This window comes from Granulicella sp. dw_53, assembly GCF_018449545.1.
Classification (GTDB): Bacteria; Acidobacteriota; Terriglobia; order Terriglobales; family Acidobacteriaceae; genus Edaphobacter.
In genome coordinates, this window is record NZ_JAAVUR010000001.1 from 184,604 (window position 1) to 202,903 (window position 18,300).

Consider the following 18,300-nt stretch of genomic DNA (forward strand, 5'->3'; position numbering starts at 1 on the left):
GTTGAATCAATGAGGCAAGTGCAGTCACGCAGAAGCGATGCGCTGCCTCGCATCTTGTTTACGGGACAATGCTGCAACACTCGATAACGGTTCGTTTCTTCGTGAAATCAGTTGCCACACGAGGAGTGGCACACTCACCATCAGCACAGGGATATAGAAATCAAGGATTAGCCAAGTGACTCCGGCTGCTTTCCCCCACAAAGGCTCATGCGCCTTTCGTAGAATCCCGATGATCATGTCCACTGTCGTCTCTGTGGCGAGAATCCATGAGAACCAAATCCCAATTCGTCGGTGTGCAGAAGGAAGCGATTGGATTGCGATGATCGACAAGAGCGCGATGGCAGCGCCCGCGACATCTCCGACCACCGCTTCAAGTGCTGCGCGGTTCGATAGGGGGTAACCGTCGTGCTGTGCCGAGAACAGAATGAGCGTGACGTATCTCGGAACATGGAGCCAAAGGAGGCTGAGGAGTGCATCGCGGCGCGTCACTCGCAAAGACCAGGGAACGTAGTACCAAAGAGCGAGCAGGGTGCTGACAATCAGACTCCCCAGCATCGCGCTTACCTGGGCCGATGAAAGATAGTTCATGTCAAATCCTTAAGCAGTTTTGAACGGGTAACGGTAAGTATGTGTTCCGAAAATTCTTTGTCGTCCACGGCGCGAGCCAGAATCATCGCTCCGACCATGGACGCTACGGTGGCGAGCATCTCGTCCTGTCGCTCCAGAGAGGTTCCTCGTCTTTCCGGAAGCTTCTCTCCTAAACGAGCAGCGGCACCTTTCACAATGCGGGTGAACGAATTGCGAACCGTCGCTCCCTGCCTCGGCATGTCCCCGCCCAGTGCGGCCATAAAACAGCCAGAGCCGGGATTATCCCGATGACCAGGCGTTAGATATCGAGAAATTGCTTCTTCGATACTCGGGTTGAGCCGAGCGGCCATCGCACCTGTACGCTCGAATCCGAAGTCGAGCGCTTCCGCCAAAAGCTTCTCTTTGGAACCGAACTGGCTGTACAGGCTGCCGTGGGTCATCCCCGCAGCTTGACCCAGAGCGTCGACGCCAACACCCGGCACTCCACGTTCCCGAAATAATTTCGCTGCGCTTGTCAGAATCAACTCTCGGTTCTCGGCGGCTTTCTTCTTGGAAATCTTCATCACAGACCTCATCCTTTTTGGTAGCGGTCGCTACCATTATGCAATGATAGCTTGCGCCATGATTAGTTTGCTACCGCAATCTTTACAAACTTTTACAAAGCCTTACTCCATAAACGCGAGGGCAGATCAGACTTCAAAAGCAATGCAGCCTCTCCTCATGCAGTCAGTGGGGAGTTCCTATAGATCGGATATGAAGGCGAATGAGCGAGACCGGAGCTAACGGAGTAGGGGGAGGGCCTTGGGAGAGTGTCCACGTCTGCCCTAATTGTGGATACGTCATCAATCTTGCGGATATAGATCTCCGCGCGATAACGACTGGAATCGTATCGTGCCCCCGTTGCGAGTGGGCGGGCAAGATCGAGATTCAGATTGTTGGTAGTAGCGGTCCGGCACCGAAGCGTGAGGAGGAGAGGTAGAGCTTACGCCGAAATCGGAAGTGGTAACTGTTTATAGGTGCTTATTTCAGAAGTTTTGCGGACGAACGACCGCACGATTTCGCTCGCAATCTTGGACTCATTATCTGCTCGGGAGACGAGGAATGTTCGTAGCCGGACATTATGCTCCGCAAGTGGCCGGATAGTCACTCCGTTGCGAGCCATTAGCAAAGCTCCCGCCTTCACTAAGAATGCCACCGCTGAACTGTCCGCAACAAACGGAAATGCCTCTTCCGGGGCGGTGATGTGCTGGATACGTCCGGGACGCACATTACGTCGTTCTGCCGCTTCGAGGATCAGATCATACAGAGGAGGGTGCAGCCTACGTTCAAAGAGAATCCATTTGCGCCCGTTCATATCGGCGAAGGTGACTTCTGGTTTCTCCGCCAAAGCATCTCTCCGCGCCATCGCAATATAGAAGGGAGTGTCCGCGATCTGGATTTGGGTAAGCAACGCCGATTCTGGAGGCTCGTTAGCGATCGCCAAATCTAGTGTGCCGTCCATTAGATCGTGGACGAGGTCCACGGAGTATTGGCTTGCCAATTCAATCCTCAGCTTCGGGTAGAGCGGAAGGTGGATAGACATCAGAGTCGAAGTGAGGAATGGGTCGGTATACGGGGAACGTCCGATATGGAAAGGCACGTCCACGTCCTGCATCACGGCCCTGGCCGCTTGAACGGCTCGCTCGCTGTAGAGGAGGGAAAGTCTTGCTTGTTGGATGTAGGCCCGCCCCGCATCATTCAAAAGCACGCTTTTGCGGTTCCGAACGAATAGTGGTCCGCCGACAATCGTTTCAAGGTCTTGGATGTTCTTCGTCAGCATCGGCTGACTGATACGGACCTTCCGCGCTGCCCGCTGATAATGCAACTCTTCAGCAAGAGCGATGGCCGATTCCATCAATTTCGTTTCATTTCGCAGCATACGGGCTCCCATGAACTCTGAGTAGATGGGATGGGACGACGCGCTGGCGAAGCGATAAGCGGTGTCAAATGAACTGGATGCGCGCTGGACGTCCCACCGCTAAAACATTGCGACATTAGATGCAACCTGCACAAAAAAGGTAAACGTGATGATCCTTATTCTTCCTGTTGATAAGTAGCCTCTCTTTGTGAATTGGACACCGTATCGCATGGTGGGCCATCTTCGGAGCACGGTACGTTATCTCTGCCCTGAGCCGCGCCAGGGCCGCTTCGACGGGAGGTTCCATGCTCTCAACCGCAAAGCCCAACCCCCGCAGGCTAATTCCTGCGTTCGAGCCATTGCTCGATCTTCACGAAGCTGCTTCGGTATTGGGGATGCATTGGAAGACCTTAGAGGGGAAGGCACGCCACAAAGAAGTGCCCGCTTTCAAGGTAGGAAAACGTTGGAGATTCCGTTTAAGTTCCCTGGATTCGTGGCTAGAGACAGGCCTAAAATCGAATACAACCGATCAGGCCGCTGTGACTGGACAGGAGCGTCCTTGAAGTTCACACGGCAGCGTTTTCAGCGCGGCACCCTGCGCAAAGTTGCGCGGGCAGACAATCAATGGGCTTGGGAATACCGATACCAAGACCCCGAAACCAATAAGAGAAAATCCTTGTATCTGAGCGTGGAACAGTTCCCGACACAGACCGCTGCCGAAAGGCATCTGGGATCGTTTGTGCTCAAACTCAACGATGAAAATCCAACCCTCGCTGTATTAGACCCGACCTTTGACATCATCCTTGATCGTTTCATCACCGAAGAACGCTTGCTTGAAATCAAGAGTGTGCGCCCAGGTGAACGAAGCGATGGCATCGGCGAACTGAGCTATTCAACGGCTTCAGGCTACCTCAGCAACATTAAGCGTATTCGGGAGAAGTGGGGAACCACCCGCCTCTCTCGGATGAAGCCGATGAAGATTCAGGAGTGGTTGAAGGGCCTTGATTTGGCACCGAAGACCAAAGGCCATATCAAGGCTGTCATGCACCGCTTGTTCGAGAAGGCGATGTTTTGGGAGATAGTCGAATGGCAGCGCAATCCTATGCAACTCGTGGAGATCAAAGGGATCAGCAAGCGGCGCAAACGGCCATTGATCCTGACGGTCGATCAGTTCTTTTTGGGCTTTGAACTCGTGCCCCAGCCCTATCGCACGATGGTGCTGGTGGCGATCTGTTCAGGAGTACGCGCCGAAGAGGTTCTCGCGATCGAGAAGCCGGACATTCATTTTGAGAAGCTCAGCATTCAGCTCTTCCGCGCGGTTGTCCACGGGCGGGCCAAGTTCGTGAAGACTGAGTATTCCGAGGATGAGTTGCCGCTCGATCCAGACCTCGCGGCGATCCTGTTGGACTGGATACGCCAATGCGAACTTGAGGCCCGGGAGGCGTTCGAGAGAACCGGAATCGAGGTTGAGGAATCCGATCTTCTCTTCACGAGTCCCGTCACGGGACGCCACTACCATGCGTCGCCCATCCAACAGGACTATTTCCGTCCTGCATGGTGCTGCCTCGTGGCGTGTCCAACGTGTGGGGCCGGTGCCGGCGTCTGGTGTCTCACGGACTCGCCGGTGCCCAACGGAAAGCGTCTACCGATTCACGATGAGCGCTGGGAGGCGGCGGGCAAGTACGGCCATGTCGGCTGGCACACCTTCCGCCATACGTACCGTTCATGGCTTGACGACACGGGAGCACCCATCGGCATTCAACAAAAGCTGATGCGGCATGCCCAGGTCTCTACCACGATGAACGTCTACGGCAACGCCCTGATGGAGTCCAAGCGCGAGGCGAACACAGCAGTTGTAAACAAGATCTTGAGGAGCTCGTAGCGATGAAGGGAAACGTTGCCAAAATGCAGAAAACCCCTCGGAGAATTGTTGGCTTCTCTTACGTGGGGTTATCTGGGGTTGGCGTTTCCGCTAAGTGGTTGCGGGGGTAGGATTTGAACCTACGACCTTTGGGTTATGAGCCCAACGAGCTACCGGGCTGCTCCACCCCGCATACCTAATATAACTCTCTTGTGAACTGAGGTCAATCTGCCACACTTCTATCCTTCTTAGGATTGCCGATGACCACTAAACTGAATTGCAATTCACCAACGGTAACTTTTTGTCAGAAAACGGGTCTTCATTGATACGATGGCCGTCGGACAATCAGTCCGATAGATGGCCTGGAGGACTTCATGCGTTTCGGCACTTCTCTTCGATCTCTTCATAGTTCCGGGGTTCTCGCGGCTGTATTTTTGCTGGCACAACTGCCCGTCCAAGCTCAGGAAAATCCTCCTGCCGCGCAGGCTGGTGCGCCTCAGTCGTCCAACGTTCCTGATGCTCAGGTGGAAGCCAACGTGTTGAAGGCTCTGGCTGGAGCACCGCAGTTAGCCGATCAGAACATCACAACCACGACCGTCTACGGAGTAGTGACCTTATCGGGCACCGTTCGGGACGAGGAGACGCGAACCCTGGCGGAAACCCTTGCCTCGCGCGCCCCCGGAGTGAAGAAAGTTGTCGGAGAGCTGACTATCGGAACCTCGCCCGCCTCTGCCCCCGATCAGCCTCAAGGGCCTCCTGTTCCCGGCACCAATCCCAACCTCCAATCCGACGGCACAATGGCTCCGCCCCCGCCGCAAGGTGATCAGGCAAACCCTTACCCTCCTGGTCAGGGAAATGCGCAGCAGAACCCTCAATACCCCCAGCAGCCTCCCCCATATCCCCAACAGAACCCTCAATATCCTCCATCCAACGGTCCTACCGCGCAGCACGCTCCTCCTCCTCCCGACCAGGGACCCTACGGAGGCCGGCCATACGGTTCACCACCGTCTTCTTATCCTCAAGGCGAACCTTATGGAGCCCAAAAGGCGGGTGTGTCCGTTGTAGTTCCTAGCGGATCCATGGTCCGAATTCGCATCAATCAGGGCTTAGATAGCCAGCACGCGCAACCCGGTAACATCTTTGATGGAGTCGTATTGAACGATGTAGTCGCCGATGGAGCCGTCGCAATTCCTCGCGGAGCAGCCATTCAAGGCTCGGTCGTAGACGCTAAAGCCTCCGGCGCCCTCAAGGGACGGGGGGAGATATCTCTCCAACTGACGCAAGTCACCCTAGGTGGTAAATCCTACCCCCTTGTCTCGGATCGCTGGTCCAACGTCGGGGTCGACAAGACTGCTCGCACCGTCAATAGTGCAATTGGCCTGGGTGCTGTTGGAGCGATTATCGGTGCCGTCGCCGGTGGTGGCCCCGGTGCGGCTATCGGGGCAGGAGTAGGCGGAGCCGCCGGACTTGGTGCCTCGGCAGCCTCTGGCGGAGGTCAGGCGCTCGTTCCGCCCGAGGCCATCCTCACCTTCCATCTGACCCAGCCGACTCAGGTTGCGACAGTCTCGCAGGCAGAGATGGACCGCCTCGGATATGGCGTTCCCACCGGATCCCAGCCCCGTCTCATGCGTCGTCCTGGGCCTCCTTACGGTGGGTATTACGGACCTGGCTACTATGCTCGTCCCTATCCGGCCTACTATCCTTACCCATACTAGGGCAGGGAATCACCTACAACGAAGGCTGTCTCCATGTGGAGACGGCCTCTCGCTTTCGAGCTCAACTCGATCCGAAACGTGAATTGCGCCGCCCACTGATTTATACTTGTCGCTTGCCCTGCAACAAGCGTGGCGCACGTCGAAAGACATGGGTCCACCTCGCGCAAAATCCCGGGCACGCGGCCAAATCTCCGGAAATGGCGACGCGCGAAGCGAAGGTCTTTAGCCAAGCATGATTCGTATTCTGCAGCAGAATAATAAGTTCACCAAGGTTCTCTTCGCTGTAATCATTGGAGCCGCTGTTATCACCATGGTGATAACCCTCGTGCCGGGAATCTTCGATAGCGCATCCACGGGCGATCCCAACATCTTTGCCACGGTCCATGCGCCCGGCTTCTTTGGCCGTTTCGGCGATAGCACCCCGGTCAAAGCGACTGAAGTCAATCAGCTTGCGCAGCGTCAACTGCAGCAGCAGCGTCTTCCCGACTTCCTGCTTCCTTACATGGCGCAGCGAGCCGGACAGATTCTGGTACAGCGGGCCATCCTGAAGCACGAAGCAGACCGTATGGGCCTTCAGGTCAGCGATGAGGACCTCCGCCGCGAGCTTCAGACCGGACCCTTCGCCCAGTATCTCTTCCCCAACGGCTCCTACATCGGCGATGATGCCTACATCAACTTCGTCCAGTCGGCCTTCCAGATCAGCCGCTCCGACTTCGAGCAGCAGGTCAAGAGCGACCTTGAGTTGAATCGCCTCCAGGCACTGGTCACCGGCGGCGTCACCGTTTCCGACAACGCCGTCCGTGATGCCTACAAGATTCAGGGCACCAAGGTTAAATTCGACTACGCCGTCGTCTCCGCAGAGGATCTGCGCAAGGGAATCAATCCTTCCGACAGCGATCTGCAGAACTTCTTCAAGCAAAACGCTGCGAAATACGCCAATGCGATTCCTGAGACGCGCAAGCTTGTATACGCCTCCTTCGACGCCTCCAACCTTCCTGGCGGCAAGCCTCAGGTCACCGATACCGAAGTCCAGGCCTACTATAATCAGCACCAGGACCAATACCAGGTGAAGGAGCAGGTGAAGGTCCGCCACATCCTCATCGCCGTTCCCTCAGGCGCGGACGCTAAGACCGATGCCGCTGCCAAGTCCAAGGCAGAAGACCTCCTCAAACAGATCAAAACTGGTGGCAACTTCGCCGACCTCGCCTCGAAGAACTCCGACGATCCCGGCAGCAAGGTGCAAGGCGGGGAACTCGGCTGGCTCGATCGCGGCAAGACTGTCCCGGAGTTCGACAAGGCAGCCTTCACCCTCTCCCCAGGACAGACCTCCGACCTGATCAAGACCCAGTTCGGCTACCACATCCTCCAGGTGGAAGAGAAGAAGACCGCACACCTCCGTCCCATCGCCGAAGTAAAGGCCGAAATTGTACCGGTGCTTGAGCAGCAGAAGGCCGGCGCCGCCGAGCAGAACTACTCCAAGCAATTGGAAGCGGATGCGAAGAAAGACGGAATCGAAAAGGCTGCCGCTGCCAGGGGCCTTCATATAGTCACCACTGACTACATCGCCAAAGACGGCGTAATCCCCGGTCTCTCCGATGGCTCTGGACTCATCGCGCAGTCCTTCTCCTCCGCGAAGGGCGCTGCTCCGGCCTCTGTCGCGATTGGCGAAGGCTTCGCAGTCTTCCAGGTGGTAGATATCAAGGCAGCGCATGCTCCAGACTTCGCCGAGTACAAACAACACATCCTCGACGACTTCCGCGAGCAGCAGGTTCCACAGCTTCTTAGCGCTCAGCTCAACAAACTCGACGATCGCGCCAAGGTCCTCAACGACCTGAAAAAGGCCGCGGCCGAGATGAACATCCCCTTCAAGACCAGTGAGCTCGTCGGTAAGGACGGTCAAGTTCCTGACCTCGGAGCGATGAACGGTCCCGGCGCAGTCGCCTTCACCTTGGCGAAGGGCACGATCTCTGCGCCTATCAACGCGGGCCGTGTCGGAGTGGTCCTCGATGTCGTCGACAAACAGGAGCCTACCCCGGAAGAGATTGCGAAGAACTTCCCCCAGACGCGCGAGCAGCTTCTAAGCGCGCAGCATGAGGAGATCTTCCGCGTCTACATCGGCAACCTCACGGAGAAGTATGAAAAGGCCGGCGCTGTGAAGCTAACGCAAAAACAGTCCGCTCCCTCTCCACTCGGCAACTAATCGTACTAAAACCAAAGGGCCTGTCGCCCAGCCCTCCGCGGCGGGTGACAGGCCCTTTGGTTTTGCTGTTGAGCCTTTACGTTGAAGCTTCGCCGTTGAACCAAGACCGGCATCCTAACTGTTAACGTTAGAAATAGTCCAAGCAAAGCACCACCGCAACCCGGCATCGTAAGGGCAAGGGATACATGTAGTACAGAACGCCCAAGGGGGAGTATGAGCACCGAAGCGGCCATCCAAGATCGTCTGTCCGGAATTCTGCTGCACGTCACGTCGCTGCCGTCTTACGGTGGGGTCGGCGACTTCGGCCCGGCCGCCTATGCCTTTGTAGACTTCCTCGCCGCCTCCAAGCAGCGTCTCTGGCAGGTGCTTCCTCTAAGCCCCACCGGCTATGGGAGTTCGCCCTACTCGGCTCTCTCCGCCTTCGCCGGCAATCCACTCCTCATCAGCTTGGAGCGGCTGGTTGAGGATGGTTGGATCGCCGCTGACCGCATCGAAGGCCTCCCCGGACACGACGGCCCGGCGGACTTCGGTGAGGCCATGCGTCTCAAACTCCCGCTCATCGAAGAAGCCGCCACAAACTTCCTTGACCGCTGCACCGACGAGCAGCGCGCCGCCTTCCAGAAGTTCTGCGAAGACAACCTCTCCTGGCTGCCCGACTACGCCATGTTCAACGTCCTCCGTCGCGTCCATGGCTACATTAGCTGGAACGACTGGCCCGCCGAGTACGCACAGCGCAACCACGACTCTCTCTCCGCCCTGCTTACCAGTCACGGTCGCGAACTCGCCATCGAGCAGACCATCCAGTACTTCTTCAGTGAGCAGTGGAGCGCCCTCCGTGCCTACTGTGGCAGTCACGACATCCGCATCTTGGGCGACGTCGCCATCTTCGTCAACTACGACAGCGCCGACGTCTGGACGCACCCTGAGCTCTTCGAGCTGGATGACCTACGCAAGCCGATCCGTGTTTCTGGCGTCCCTCCGGACTACTTCTCCGCCACCGGACAGCGTTGGGGAAACCCCCTCTACAAATGGGGCCTGCTTCAGGAGCGCGGCTTCGACTGGTGGGTAGCCCGCGTCCGTCGCTCCCTCACCCTCTACGACATGGTGCGCCTCGACCACTTCCGCGGCTTCGAAGCCTACTGGTCGATCCCCGCCGAAGAGGAGACCGCCGTCAACGGCCAGTGGGTCAAAGCCCCCGGTCACGAGCTCTTCCAGCGCCTGCGCGACGTCTTCGGGGTGCTCCCCTTCGTCGCCGAGGACCTCGGCCTCATCACCCCCGAGGTTGACGAACTCCGCGAGCACTTCGGCATGCCCGGCATGAGGATCCTCCAATTCGGATTCTCCGACCGCGCTGCCCACCTCTACCTCCCTCACCGCTTCGTCCCCAACACCGTCGCCTACACCGGCACCCACGACAACAACACCACCCTCGGCTGGTGGCGCGACGACCTCAGCGACCCCGACCGCCTCAACGTCCAGGCCTACCTCCAGACCATCCAGTTCGAAGGCGACATCGTCTGGGCGATGATGCGTGCCGCCGCCCGTTCCGTCGCCAATGTCTGTATCTTCCCCATGCAAGACGTCCTGCACCTCGGCAGCGAAGCCCGTATGAACACGCCCTCCGCCGGAGCAGGGAACTGGACCTGGCGCTACGACTCCAACGCCCTTCACCCGGACTTCTCCACCCAACTCGCCGCCCTCGCTGAGATGACCGACCGCGACGGTTACGTCGTACCCGTTCCTGCCCCTCCCGCGGAGGCGGTCTTGGCCTAGAGAGAGGCACACTCCCACTCCAGCGTTTAGACTGGAAGAGAAGCATAAAACTTATCAGGAGTACCAATGCCTCTCTCCGGCGAAGCCATCCGCACCATGAACTACGTAGACGACATCTCTGTCACCCTCCGCCGCATCCTCGCGGTCCTTCCGTCGCTTACCGACGAGGAGCGTCAGCGTGTGGCCGATCACATCAAAGCCGCCGAACCCAGCTACGAATCCGTCATCACCGCCGTCACGAGCACCAAGTGAGTCTGGCGGCCCCGGTCCGCACCGTCGCTATCATTGGGGCAGGCACCGCTGGCCGCAGCTTCGCTCTCGCGGTCGCCTGCGCTGGTTTTCACGTCGTCCTGGAGGACGTGATGCCCGCCAACCTGCGCAAGGCTGAGGCGGACTTCGCCGACATGGCTGACCGTGCCGGCCCCGGACGCCTCTCCCTCGCCCTTACCGTCGAGGACGCCGTCCGCGAGGCCGACCTCGCCATCGACTTCGTCCCCGACGAACTCGAGTCCAAACTCGAGATCTTCAGCATGATCGACCGCATGGCGCCGCCTCGAACCATCCTCTGTACCCCCACCGAAGCCCTCAGCATCACCGATCTGGCCTCCTGCGTCTACCGCCCGGAGCGCACCTTCGCCCTGCGCGGAAGCCTCATCCCCGGAGAATCGGCGGCTCCCCTTCGCCTCCTCTACCACGGGTCCGCATCGCTTGACTCTCTCATCGCTACAGCTGCATTCTTTCAGGTGCTCGGCTTGACGGTCGAAACAGAGGTCGATCCGGACGTTCCCATGCTGGTCAAAAATCTATCTTGGGGCAACGGAACCACTTAATTCACATTCTCGTGAACTGTTTCTTCGTCGCTTACGTAGATTCTCCTTAAGGAAGAGTCCAACCCCTGCATGCGCGCACTCCTCGATATCCTCGATCAGGTCTACCAGTCCATCACCGCAAATAAATTGCGCTCTTTCTTGACCATGTTCGGCATAGCTTGGGGGGTCGCTTCACTCCTCCTGCTTATTGGCCTGGGCGAAGGCTTCCGCTCCGGGCAGCGCCGCGGCCTCGCGGAGTTAGGCACCGACGTCATCATGCTCTTCGGCGGCACCATTCCCGCCCTGCCCAACCAGCACACCGGCATGATGCCCTACAAGCTTACCCTCTCTGACACCGAGGCCATCCTCCATCAGGCCACCCACGTCCGCAACGCTACCGCCATCATTAATCGTGGCGACATCAAAGAGGTCAGTGAGTTCACGAGCGCCGGCGGTGCTGTGATGGGCGTTCAGGTCAACTTCCCCCAAATCCGCAACCTCCCCATCGTGCAGGGCCGCTTCCTCAACGACGAAGACCTCGCCCAACACCGTCAGGTCGTCGTCCTCGGCCAAAAGAACAACCATCTGCTCTTTCCCGGACACCCCTCCCTCGGAGCCTTCATCACCCTCAACGGCTACCGCTTCCAGGTCATCGGAGTCGCACCCCGCATCGGCCGTGGCAACGACGACGGCGATAACCAGAAGATCTACATCCCCCTCACCACCATGTTGGAGCTCTTTCCCCTCAAGGGAGAGAACATCCCCCAGGACTCCCTGACCTCGATCCAATATCAGCCCCTCACGGAAGACCTGAACGAGACCGCCAAGGCAGATGTCCATCGCATCATCGGCGAGCGCCACGGCTTCGATCCTAACCTCAAGGAAGCCTTCGAGGAGTGGGACACTATCAAGTCCCAACGCACCATCGGCGTCATCTTCACTGCCATGGACGTCTTCCTCGGCGGAGTCGGCATCGTCACCCTCGCTCTGGGCGCGGTGGGCATCATCAACATCATGCTCGTCACCGTCACCGAACGCACCCGCGAGATCGGCCTCCGCAAGGCCCTCGGCGCAACCAATCGCAGCATCCTCGTACAGTTCTTCCTCGAAGGGCTCATGCTCACCGGCATCAGCGGGGTCATAGGCATCGTCGGAGCAGCCGCGCTCATGTTCGTGCTGGGTCGGGCCATGGGCAACAACACCATGGGCTTCGACCCCCCTCGACTCGTTCCCTGGTCCGCCGCCATGGCGCTCATCACCCTCGCCCTCTCCGGCGTCATCGCCGGCCTCTATCCAGCGCGTCGTGCCGCCATGCTCGAACCCGTCGAAGCGCTGCGAAAGGAATAGTCATGTTAAAAGACATCTTCGGCCAGGCCATTGAAGCCATGCGGCACAACGGTCGTCGTACTACCATCACCATCGTCGGCATGGCCTGGGGAATCGCCACCGTCGTCCTCCTTCTGGCCTATGGTGCCGGATTCGGCCGCGCCTTCGAGACCATCTTCGCCCAGTTTGGAACTAACATGATCGGCGTCTTCCCCGGCCGCACCAGCGAGCAGGTCGGCGGCTCCAAGGCCGGCGTCCAGGTTCGCTTTCAGATGGACGACGCCGAGCGCATTCAGGAGACCGTCCCGGGCGTCATCCACGTCTCACCCTTCGTCTGGAAGCAGGTGCCCGTCCAGAACGACCTCCACACCTTCACCTGGGAGGTCGACGGCGTCACCCCCGAGCTCGCCTCCATCCAGAAGATGGACATCGATCAGGGCCGCTTCCTCACCCAGGACGACATGCTACGCCGCGCCCACGTCGCCGTCATCGGTGCCGAAGCCAAGACCAAGCTCTACTCCGGAGCCTTCGCCCTCGGCCAGACCATCCGCCTCAACGGCGTAAGCTTCGAGATCGTGGGTGTCCTTAAAGCCAAAATGCAGGAGGGAGACGATAACATCAACCGCATCATCGATGTCCCCCTCTCCACCATGTCCGACCTCAAGGACATCAAGTACATCGACGGCATCTGGTTCAACTACAACGGCGACCACACCGCGGTCCAGCAAGCCGTGCGTAAGACGATGGGCGCCGCCCATGGCTTCCGCCCTTCCGATCGTAACGCCATGCACGTCGCCGACATCATGCAGCAGCTCTCCCAGTTCCGCATCGTCTCCCTCGGGCTGCAGGCGCTGCTTCTCTTCATAGGAGCTCTCACCCTCGGTATCTCCGGCATCGGCCTCATGAACATCATGTTGGTCAGCGTCCAGCAGCGCACTCGCGAGATCGGCGTAGAAAAAGCGCTCGGCGCGCGCAAACGCCACATCCTTCTCCAATTCCTCGCCGAAGCCATGGTCATCACCAGCGTAGGAGGCGTCGCGGGCATCGCGCTGGCCTACGCCGTCAGCAAGACCGTCGGCAGCATCACCTTCTACAGTGCCCTTGCCAGCAACGCTGACGCAGCCGACATCCACCTGCTCATCTCTCCCACATCGGTAGTTGTAGCCACCACAATCCTGGTCATCGTCGGCACCATAAGCGGCATGATCCCCGCCATCCAGGCCTCCAACCTCGACCCCATCGAAGCCCTTCGCTACGAATAGCAACGCTGACGAAATCGAATTTTGTATCTGATATCTCATCAGATCAAACAATATTCAAAGCGATGGACTGAGCGCGACGAAAGATAGTTTCGCATTCCAATGCTGGATATACTAAGGCCAGTCGGCATGTATCAGACTGAATGTCTGTCTGGAATATTGCTAAAGATTGCTTGGCTGTACGGTCAGATCTGCGATGACAGATCGACTTGTCGCCATAAAAAAGGCCAGAGAACATGGTCTTCAATTGTATGAATGATGGGTATATTTGCCTGGTCTTTAAAAGACTCTAACTGAGAGACATGTTCGCGCAATGGACGTAGCACCAGGCGACACCCTCACCAACTAGCGCTCGATCTTGCCTTTCAGCGTCAGAATCGAAGCCTTTGGAATTGAATGACCGCAAATAAACGAGAAGTACATTTAGTGGGGAGCATTGGTCTTTCGGATTCAGAGACAGTCTTCCGAACGGTATCCGGGATCCTGGGGTCTCACTGCTCTCGCATCCCTGACGGTGAGACTGGCGAGCGCCACCATTGGATTCAATGGCAGCGCGACAGGATTGCTTCTAATCCAGATATCGAACTAGTTCAAGAGGACGGCAACGCGAACAGTGGCCCTGGTAACGTTGCACCGCGCCTCTATAAAGTGCGCGACTCGATCGATCCAGCGACAGTTCAATTTGGCTCGCTAGGATACGCTGCGGCGGCAACTGCCTCGTATGAGATATTTAGAAAATTGGTAAACGACGGCGTAATTTTGCCTGCGACACGCTTCCAGGTCGCATTACCTACACCCATGGCGATTCTTTGCGCTTTCATCCTGCCGGAACACAGGCTGGCTTTGGAGCCGGCGATGGAAGCCGCGATCCTAACAGAAGTTGCGCTTATACAAAGTGCAATTCCGGCAAAGCACCTTGCGATACAGTGGGACGCTCCTCGTGAGGTCATAGCCGCCGCAGGGGGTCCGCAGCTTCCTTATACAGATGGGATCGAAGGCTCTCTCCGTCGTCTCGGACATCTCAGTAACTTTGTTGAACCTGAAGCCGAGCTTGGCGTCCATCTGTGTTACGGAGATTTAGGGCATAAACACACCGTGGAACCCATTGATCTCACCATCGCCGTAGCCTTTGCCAATGGTCTATCACAGACCCTCGAGCGCAGACTCGATTATGTACATATGCCGGTTCCTATAAGTCGATTTGACGATTCATACTTTAGGCCACTCGCTCACATGAAGGTCTCATCATCTACTCGGTTGGTGCTGGGGTTGATTCATTTTACCGATGGCGTGCAAGGGACGCGACAACGCATCGAGGCCGCCTCACGTCACGTTCGAGAATTCGACATCGCGACCGAATGCGGCTTCGGAAGACGGGATCCTTCAACCGTCCCGGCCCTCTTAGAGATTCATAGGCAACTGGTTAGCGATGGAAGTTAAACAGGATCGCGATGAGCCTCAGTTATCCGCCCTCTCCCGCACATAAGGCTTCTGCATCAACGCCCGAGCTTCATTCACCGCACCCTGCGTATTGTCATTCGTCTGCACGGCCAGCCGGTACTCGTTCACCGCACGATCCCGCTGCCCCGTCACATCGAAGATCCGTCCCAGCTCAATGTGACTCCAGACCTCGACCCACTTAGGATCTCCGTCCCCTCGCAACGCATCCCGAAACGAGTTCGCCGCCGACTGATAGTTCCGCTGCATAAAAAAGATCTCGCCGATCCGGTACGCCGCCAGCGAGCTATTCTTATTCGCATCCAGCGCCTTCTGATACTCCACCAGAGCCGCGGTCAAATCGCCCTGAGCCACCTGCTGCTGCCCACGCAACACCGCCACCCGCACCGCTAGATCGGGCGTGCTCTTCAGCAGCCAATTCTGCGGATCGATCCCAATCCGTCGCGGCCTGCCAAAGGTCTCGATGGAGTAAGCCGATTCCGTCCCGCTCACATCCACTCGCCGTATCTCCGTCTTACCATCCGTCTCGATCCTCAACTCCACCGGCATTCGGAACAGGTCGAGATCCTGCGTCACCGCCCCCACCGTCCGAAAGCCCTTGTTATTCCCCAACCGGAAGACCGTGAACTTATTCGCAAACGCCGGCGCGCCGGTCCCATCGATCCACTGCGCGAAGAACGGCCCAAACTGCACCTGCGACTGAGCCGTCGCCACCGTCTCTACATTCGAGCTCCGGACAGACTTATCCGTGTACTGCGACAGCAGTCCTCGCAGAAACTTCAGGAAGACATCATCCCCCATCTCCCACCGGAGCATATGGAACACCATCGCCCCCTTCTCCAGCGTCATCGACTGAAACTGTGGCGAAAAAGGATCCAGCCGCCCCAGCGTCGTCAGCGGCTCCGTGTCATACGCCAACGCTCCGGCCGAGACATCCGTCACTGCCGTCTGGAACGCCGTCTTCCCCGACGCGTCCTCGACATACATCATCTCCGCATAGCGCGACATGCCGTTCGTGATCCAAGCATCGTTCAGCGTAGCCGGAGAGATCTCGCTCCCCCACCACTGCCGCGCCAGCGTATTCGCCAGCAGTCGCTGACTGTTGTGGTCCACAATGCGCCGTCCACCAATCGCCGCAATCTCCGGAGCCCAAGCGGCCGACACCGAATCATCCGGCAGCTCCACAATATTGATCCGCCCCGACTCCGGCTGCCCGAAAGAGGAGGTCATAAACTCGAACTCCTTCGCCGCGGTCTGCGCGAAGTCCACCGCCCCACCCTTGCGCGCCTCCGTCACATACACCTTGATGTTCGCGACGCCCGGAGCACTGATCGGCTCCAGAAACTTACCCGCCACGATCGTCCCCGGGAACCCCGGCTTCGTCCAATTGAAGCTGTACTCCGTCCGGTTGCCCGGCAGACTCTTCTGTCCGGTAGCACCGCTCCCCACCACCCGCTCATCCGACGGCACCCGAATATGCATCTCCGTCGTAAAGCGATTCGTGAACAGTCCCGTCATCGGAAACCACCGGCCCGCATACAGCAGAATGCTGATCGGCTCGCCCACCGCCGCCAGCTTGATACCCTCCACCGGACTCGTATCCGACCCCGTCAACGTCCCGGCATACTCGAAGTTATAAGTCGTCGAAGTGCCCTTCGCCAGCGGAGCAGCCAGCGTAATCCGCACAGTCGAATTCGTAGTCAGCCGTTCGGACTCCAACGGCTTCTTCGCCGCGTCCGTCAGCTTCGTCAGTTGTAGACCATTATTCAACTCGAACGTCACACTATTCAGGTCGTCCAGCGCGGTAAACGTCACCGCAGCCGTCGCCGTTAATCGATTTGCCGCCGGGTCCAGATCAGCATTGATCACATAGCCGGTCACCTGCATCGGCACCTTCGCCGGCGCAGCCCAGCCAGGGATCGTCGCCAGCGTCATCGTAAAAAGAATCGCAGCCGAGGCGCGAACGGTACGGGGAAGGGAATACATACTGGCAAAGATCCTCAGAGGTCCATCCTACAGCCGTAAAACACGTCAAGGGGTCGCCGGAACGCTCGTGCAATCAATCACAAACAGGAAAATCGGTATAGCACCGGGATATTAGACGCTCATAAATGCAAATCGGGCCACTCGTCTCGTTTTACCCCGCCACAGCAGACGAAACACCCACGAATAACTCCTCTACCGCCTCCGCAACTCTTTGGATAGCCGTCCGCCGGCCATCGCCCTCCAAAGCCGGCAGCAGCTTGGCCCGAACCTGGGCCAGCCCGGCGATCATCTCACTCCTCTCCGGCCCATCCGCCAGCAACGGAGCCAGCGTCTCAGCCACATTCTTTCCCGTAAACCGATCCTGCAAAAGCTCCGGCACCACCCTGCGACCTGCAATCAGATTCACCATCCCGACCGGAAGATTCCCTGCCGCATCCTCCTGCGCCGGAATCTCTGCCGGATACCGCACCAGCCGCTTCGCCACCCGATAGGTCATATTGGATACACGATAGACCACTACAAACGGATTCCCGATCACCGCAGCCTGCACCGTCGCCGTCCCGCTCGCCACCACGCTCCCTCTGGCATGAAACAGCGCCTCCCGCGCATCCCCCACCAGCGTAATCTGCGGAGTCGAACCATCGCTAAGCTCGTCCACCAGCTCCTGGACCTCCTTTCGGTCCAGCGTGGACGCAATGGGGAGCAAAAACTCATAGCCCGATCCCAGCAACTCCGCCGCCTCAATCATGGTCGGCAGGTTCAACCGAACCTCCTTCCAGCGGCTGCCCGGTAGCAACGCAATCCACTCCTTCTTGCGGTTCGACGCCGGACCCTCGATCAACAGCCGAAGCCCATGCCGTCTCGCATACTCGTCCCGCAAGCTCGCCGGCAGCGCCAGCTCCGCCAGCGGATGCCCCACAAACTCAGCATCCACACCTCGTGCCCGGTAAAAACTCTCTTCAAATGGAAAGATCACCATCATTCGGTCAACCCGCTCCTGAACCCACCGCAGCCGTCTTCGCTTCCACGCCCAAAGCTGCGGGCTTACGAAGTACAACACCGGCACGCCCAGTTTCTTCAACTCCCGTGCCAATCGAAAATTCACATCCGGAAAATCGATCAGCACCGCCACATCCGGACGCCCCGCCTTCAGGGCTCCGACCAGCCTCCGAAACTCCCTATAAATCTGCGGCATATGCAGGATCACCTCCGTAATCCCCATCACCGCCACATCCTCGGCCTTCACCACCCGCTCCAGCCCCGCCTCGGCCATTCTCGTCCCGCCCAATCCAAAGAACGTCGCCTCTGGGAGACGTCGTCTCACCTCCGCAATAAGCTCAGCGCCATACTGGTCGCCACTTGCCTCGCCGGCAGAAAGAAAAATACGCGGATTGGATGCAGTCACAATCCATACAGTGTAGATTTTTC

The 18,300-nt window shown here is 58.2% G+C and carries 14 protein-coding genes and 1 tRNA gene; 9 read left to right on the top strand and 6 right to left on the bottom strand.

The features are described 5' to 3' along the window. Positions 1 to 24: 24 nt before the first annotated feature. From HB393_RS00835 to HB393_RS00845, 3 genes are all read right to left on the bottom strand, one after another. Entirely contained in the window at positions 25 to 588 is a 564-nt protein-coding gene (locus HB393_RS00835; protein WP_213803252.1) for a hypothetical protein, read from the bottom strand. Continuing rightward, positions 585 to 1,151: a TetR/AcrR family transcriptional regulator gene (locus HB393_RS00840; RefSeq protein ID WP_213803253.1), complete on the bottom strand. Its 567-nt coding sequence runs from the start codon at positions 1,149 to 1,151 to the stop codon at positions 585 to 587. Before HB393_RS00840 ends, HB393_RS00835 begins: the two co-directional genes overlap by 4 nt. 419 nt (positions 1,152 to 1,570) lie before the next feature. Then, entirely contained in the window at positions 1,571 to 2,506 is a 936-nt protein-coding gene (locus tag HB393_RS00845; RefSeq protein ID WP_213803254.1) for a LysR substrate-binding domain-containing protein, read from the bottom strand. A gap of 538 nt (positions 2,507 to 3,044) precedes the next feature. Here HB393_RS00845 and HB393_RS00855 point away from each other — a divergent pair. Further along, positions 3,045 to 4,367, top strand: coding sequence for a site-specific integrase (locus tag HB393_RS00855; protein ID WP_213803256.1), 1,323 nt, complete (start codon positions 3,045 to 3,047; stop codon positions 4,365 to 4,367). A 95-nt stretch (positions 4,368 to 4,462) separates the two neighbouring features. Here the strand turns inward: HB393_RS00855 and HB393_RS00860 are convergent. Beyond that, positions 4,463 to 4,539, bottom strand: a tRNA-Met gene (locus tag HB393_RS00860). Positions 4,540 to 4,720: 181 nt separating this feature from the next. Here HB393_RS00860 and HB393_RS00865 point away from each other — a divergent pair. The 8 genes from HB393_RS00865 (at position 4,721) to HB393_RS00900 (ending at position 14,868) form a co-directional block, all read left to right on the top strand. Continuing rightward, positions 4,721 to 6,061: a BON domain-containing protein gene (locus HB393_RS00865; protein ID WP_213803257.1), complete on the top strand. Its 1,341-nt coding sequence runs from the start codon at positions 4,721 to 4,723 to the stop codon at positions 6,059 to 6,061. A 232-nt stretch (positions 6,062 to 6,293) separates the two neighbouring features. Further along, the gene (locus tag HB393_RS00870; protein ID WP_213803258.1) at positions 6,294 to 8,261 is read left to right on the top strand and encodes a peptidylprolyl isomerase; all 1,968 of its coding nucleotides are present in this window, start codon (positions 6,294 to 6,296) and stop codon (positions 8,259 to 8,261) included. A 213-nt stretch (positions 8,262 to 8,474) separates the two neighbouring features. Then, positions 8,475 to 10,034, top strand: a complete 1,560-nt coding sequence (gene malQ / locus HB393_RS00875) for a 4-alpha-glucanotransferase (protein WP_213803259.1) — start codon at positions 8,475 to 8,477, stop codon at positions 10,032 to 10,034. A 66-nt stretch (positions 10,035 to 10,100) separates the two neighbouring features. After that, a complete protein-coding gene (locus HB393_RS00880; RefSeq protein WP_213803260.1) occupies positions 10,101 to 10,286 on the top strand; it encodes a hypothetical protein in 186 nt (61 codons plus the stop codon). Continuing rightward, a complete protein-coding gene (locus tag HB393_RS00885; protein ID WP_213803261.1) occupies positions 10,283 to 10,864 on the top strand; it encodes a 3-hydroxyacyl-CoA dehydrogenase NAD-binding domain-containing protein in 582 nt (193 codons plus the stop codon). The genes HB393_RS00880 and HB393_RS00885 overlap by 4 nt, the downstream gene beginning before the upstream one ends. A gap of 69 nt (positions 10,865 to 10,933) precedes the next feature. Next, a complete protein-coding gene (locus tag HB393_RS00890; protein ID WP_213803262.1) occupies positions 10,934 to 12,190 on the top strand; it encodes an ABC transporter permease in 1,257 nt (418 codons plus the stop codon). Positions 12,191 to 12,192: 2 nt separating this feature from the next. After that, positions 12,193 to 13,431: an ABC transporter permease gene (locus HB393_RS00895; RefSeq protein ID WP_213803263.1), complete on the top strand. Its 1,239-nt coding sequence runs from the start codon at positions 12,193 to 12,195 to the stop codon at positions 13,429 to 13,431. A 393-nt stretch (positions 13,432 to 13,824) separates the two neighbouring features. Beyond that, entirely contained in the window at positions 13,825 to 14,868 is a 1,044-nt protein-coding gene (locus tag HB393_RS00900) for a hypothetical protein (RefSeq protein ID WP_213803264.1), read from the top strand. Positions 14,869 to 14,886: 18 nt separating this feature from the next. Here the strand turns inward: HB393_RS00900 and HB393_RS00905 are convergent, their stop codons facing one another. Further along, positions 14,887 to 16,872: a M1 family aminopeptidase gene (locus tag HB393_RS00905; protein ID WP_213803265.1), complete on the bottom strand. Its 1,986-nt coding sequence runs from the start codon at positions 16,870 to 16,872 to the stop codon at positions 14,887 to 14,889. 151 nt (positions 16,873 to 17,023) lie between these two features. After that, the gene (gene lpxB, locus HB393_RS00910) at positions 17,024 to 18,277 is read right to left on the bottom strand and encodes a lipid-A-disaccharide synthase (protein ID WP_345944963.1); all 1,254 of its coding nucleotides are present in this window, start codon (positions 18,275 to 18,277) and stop codon (positions 17,024 to 17,026) included. Positions 18,278 to 18,300 lie beyond the last annotated feature (23 nt).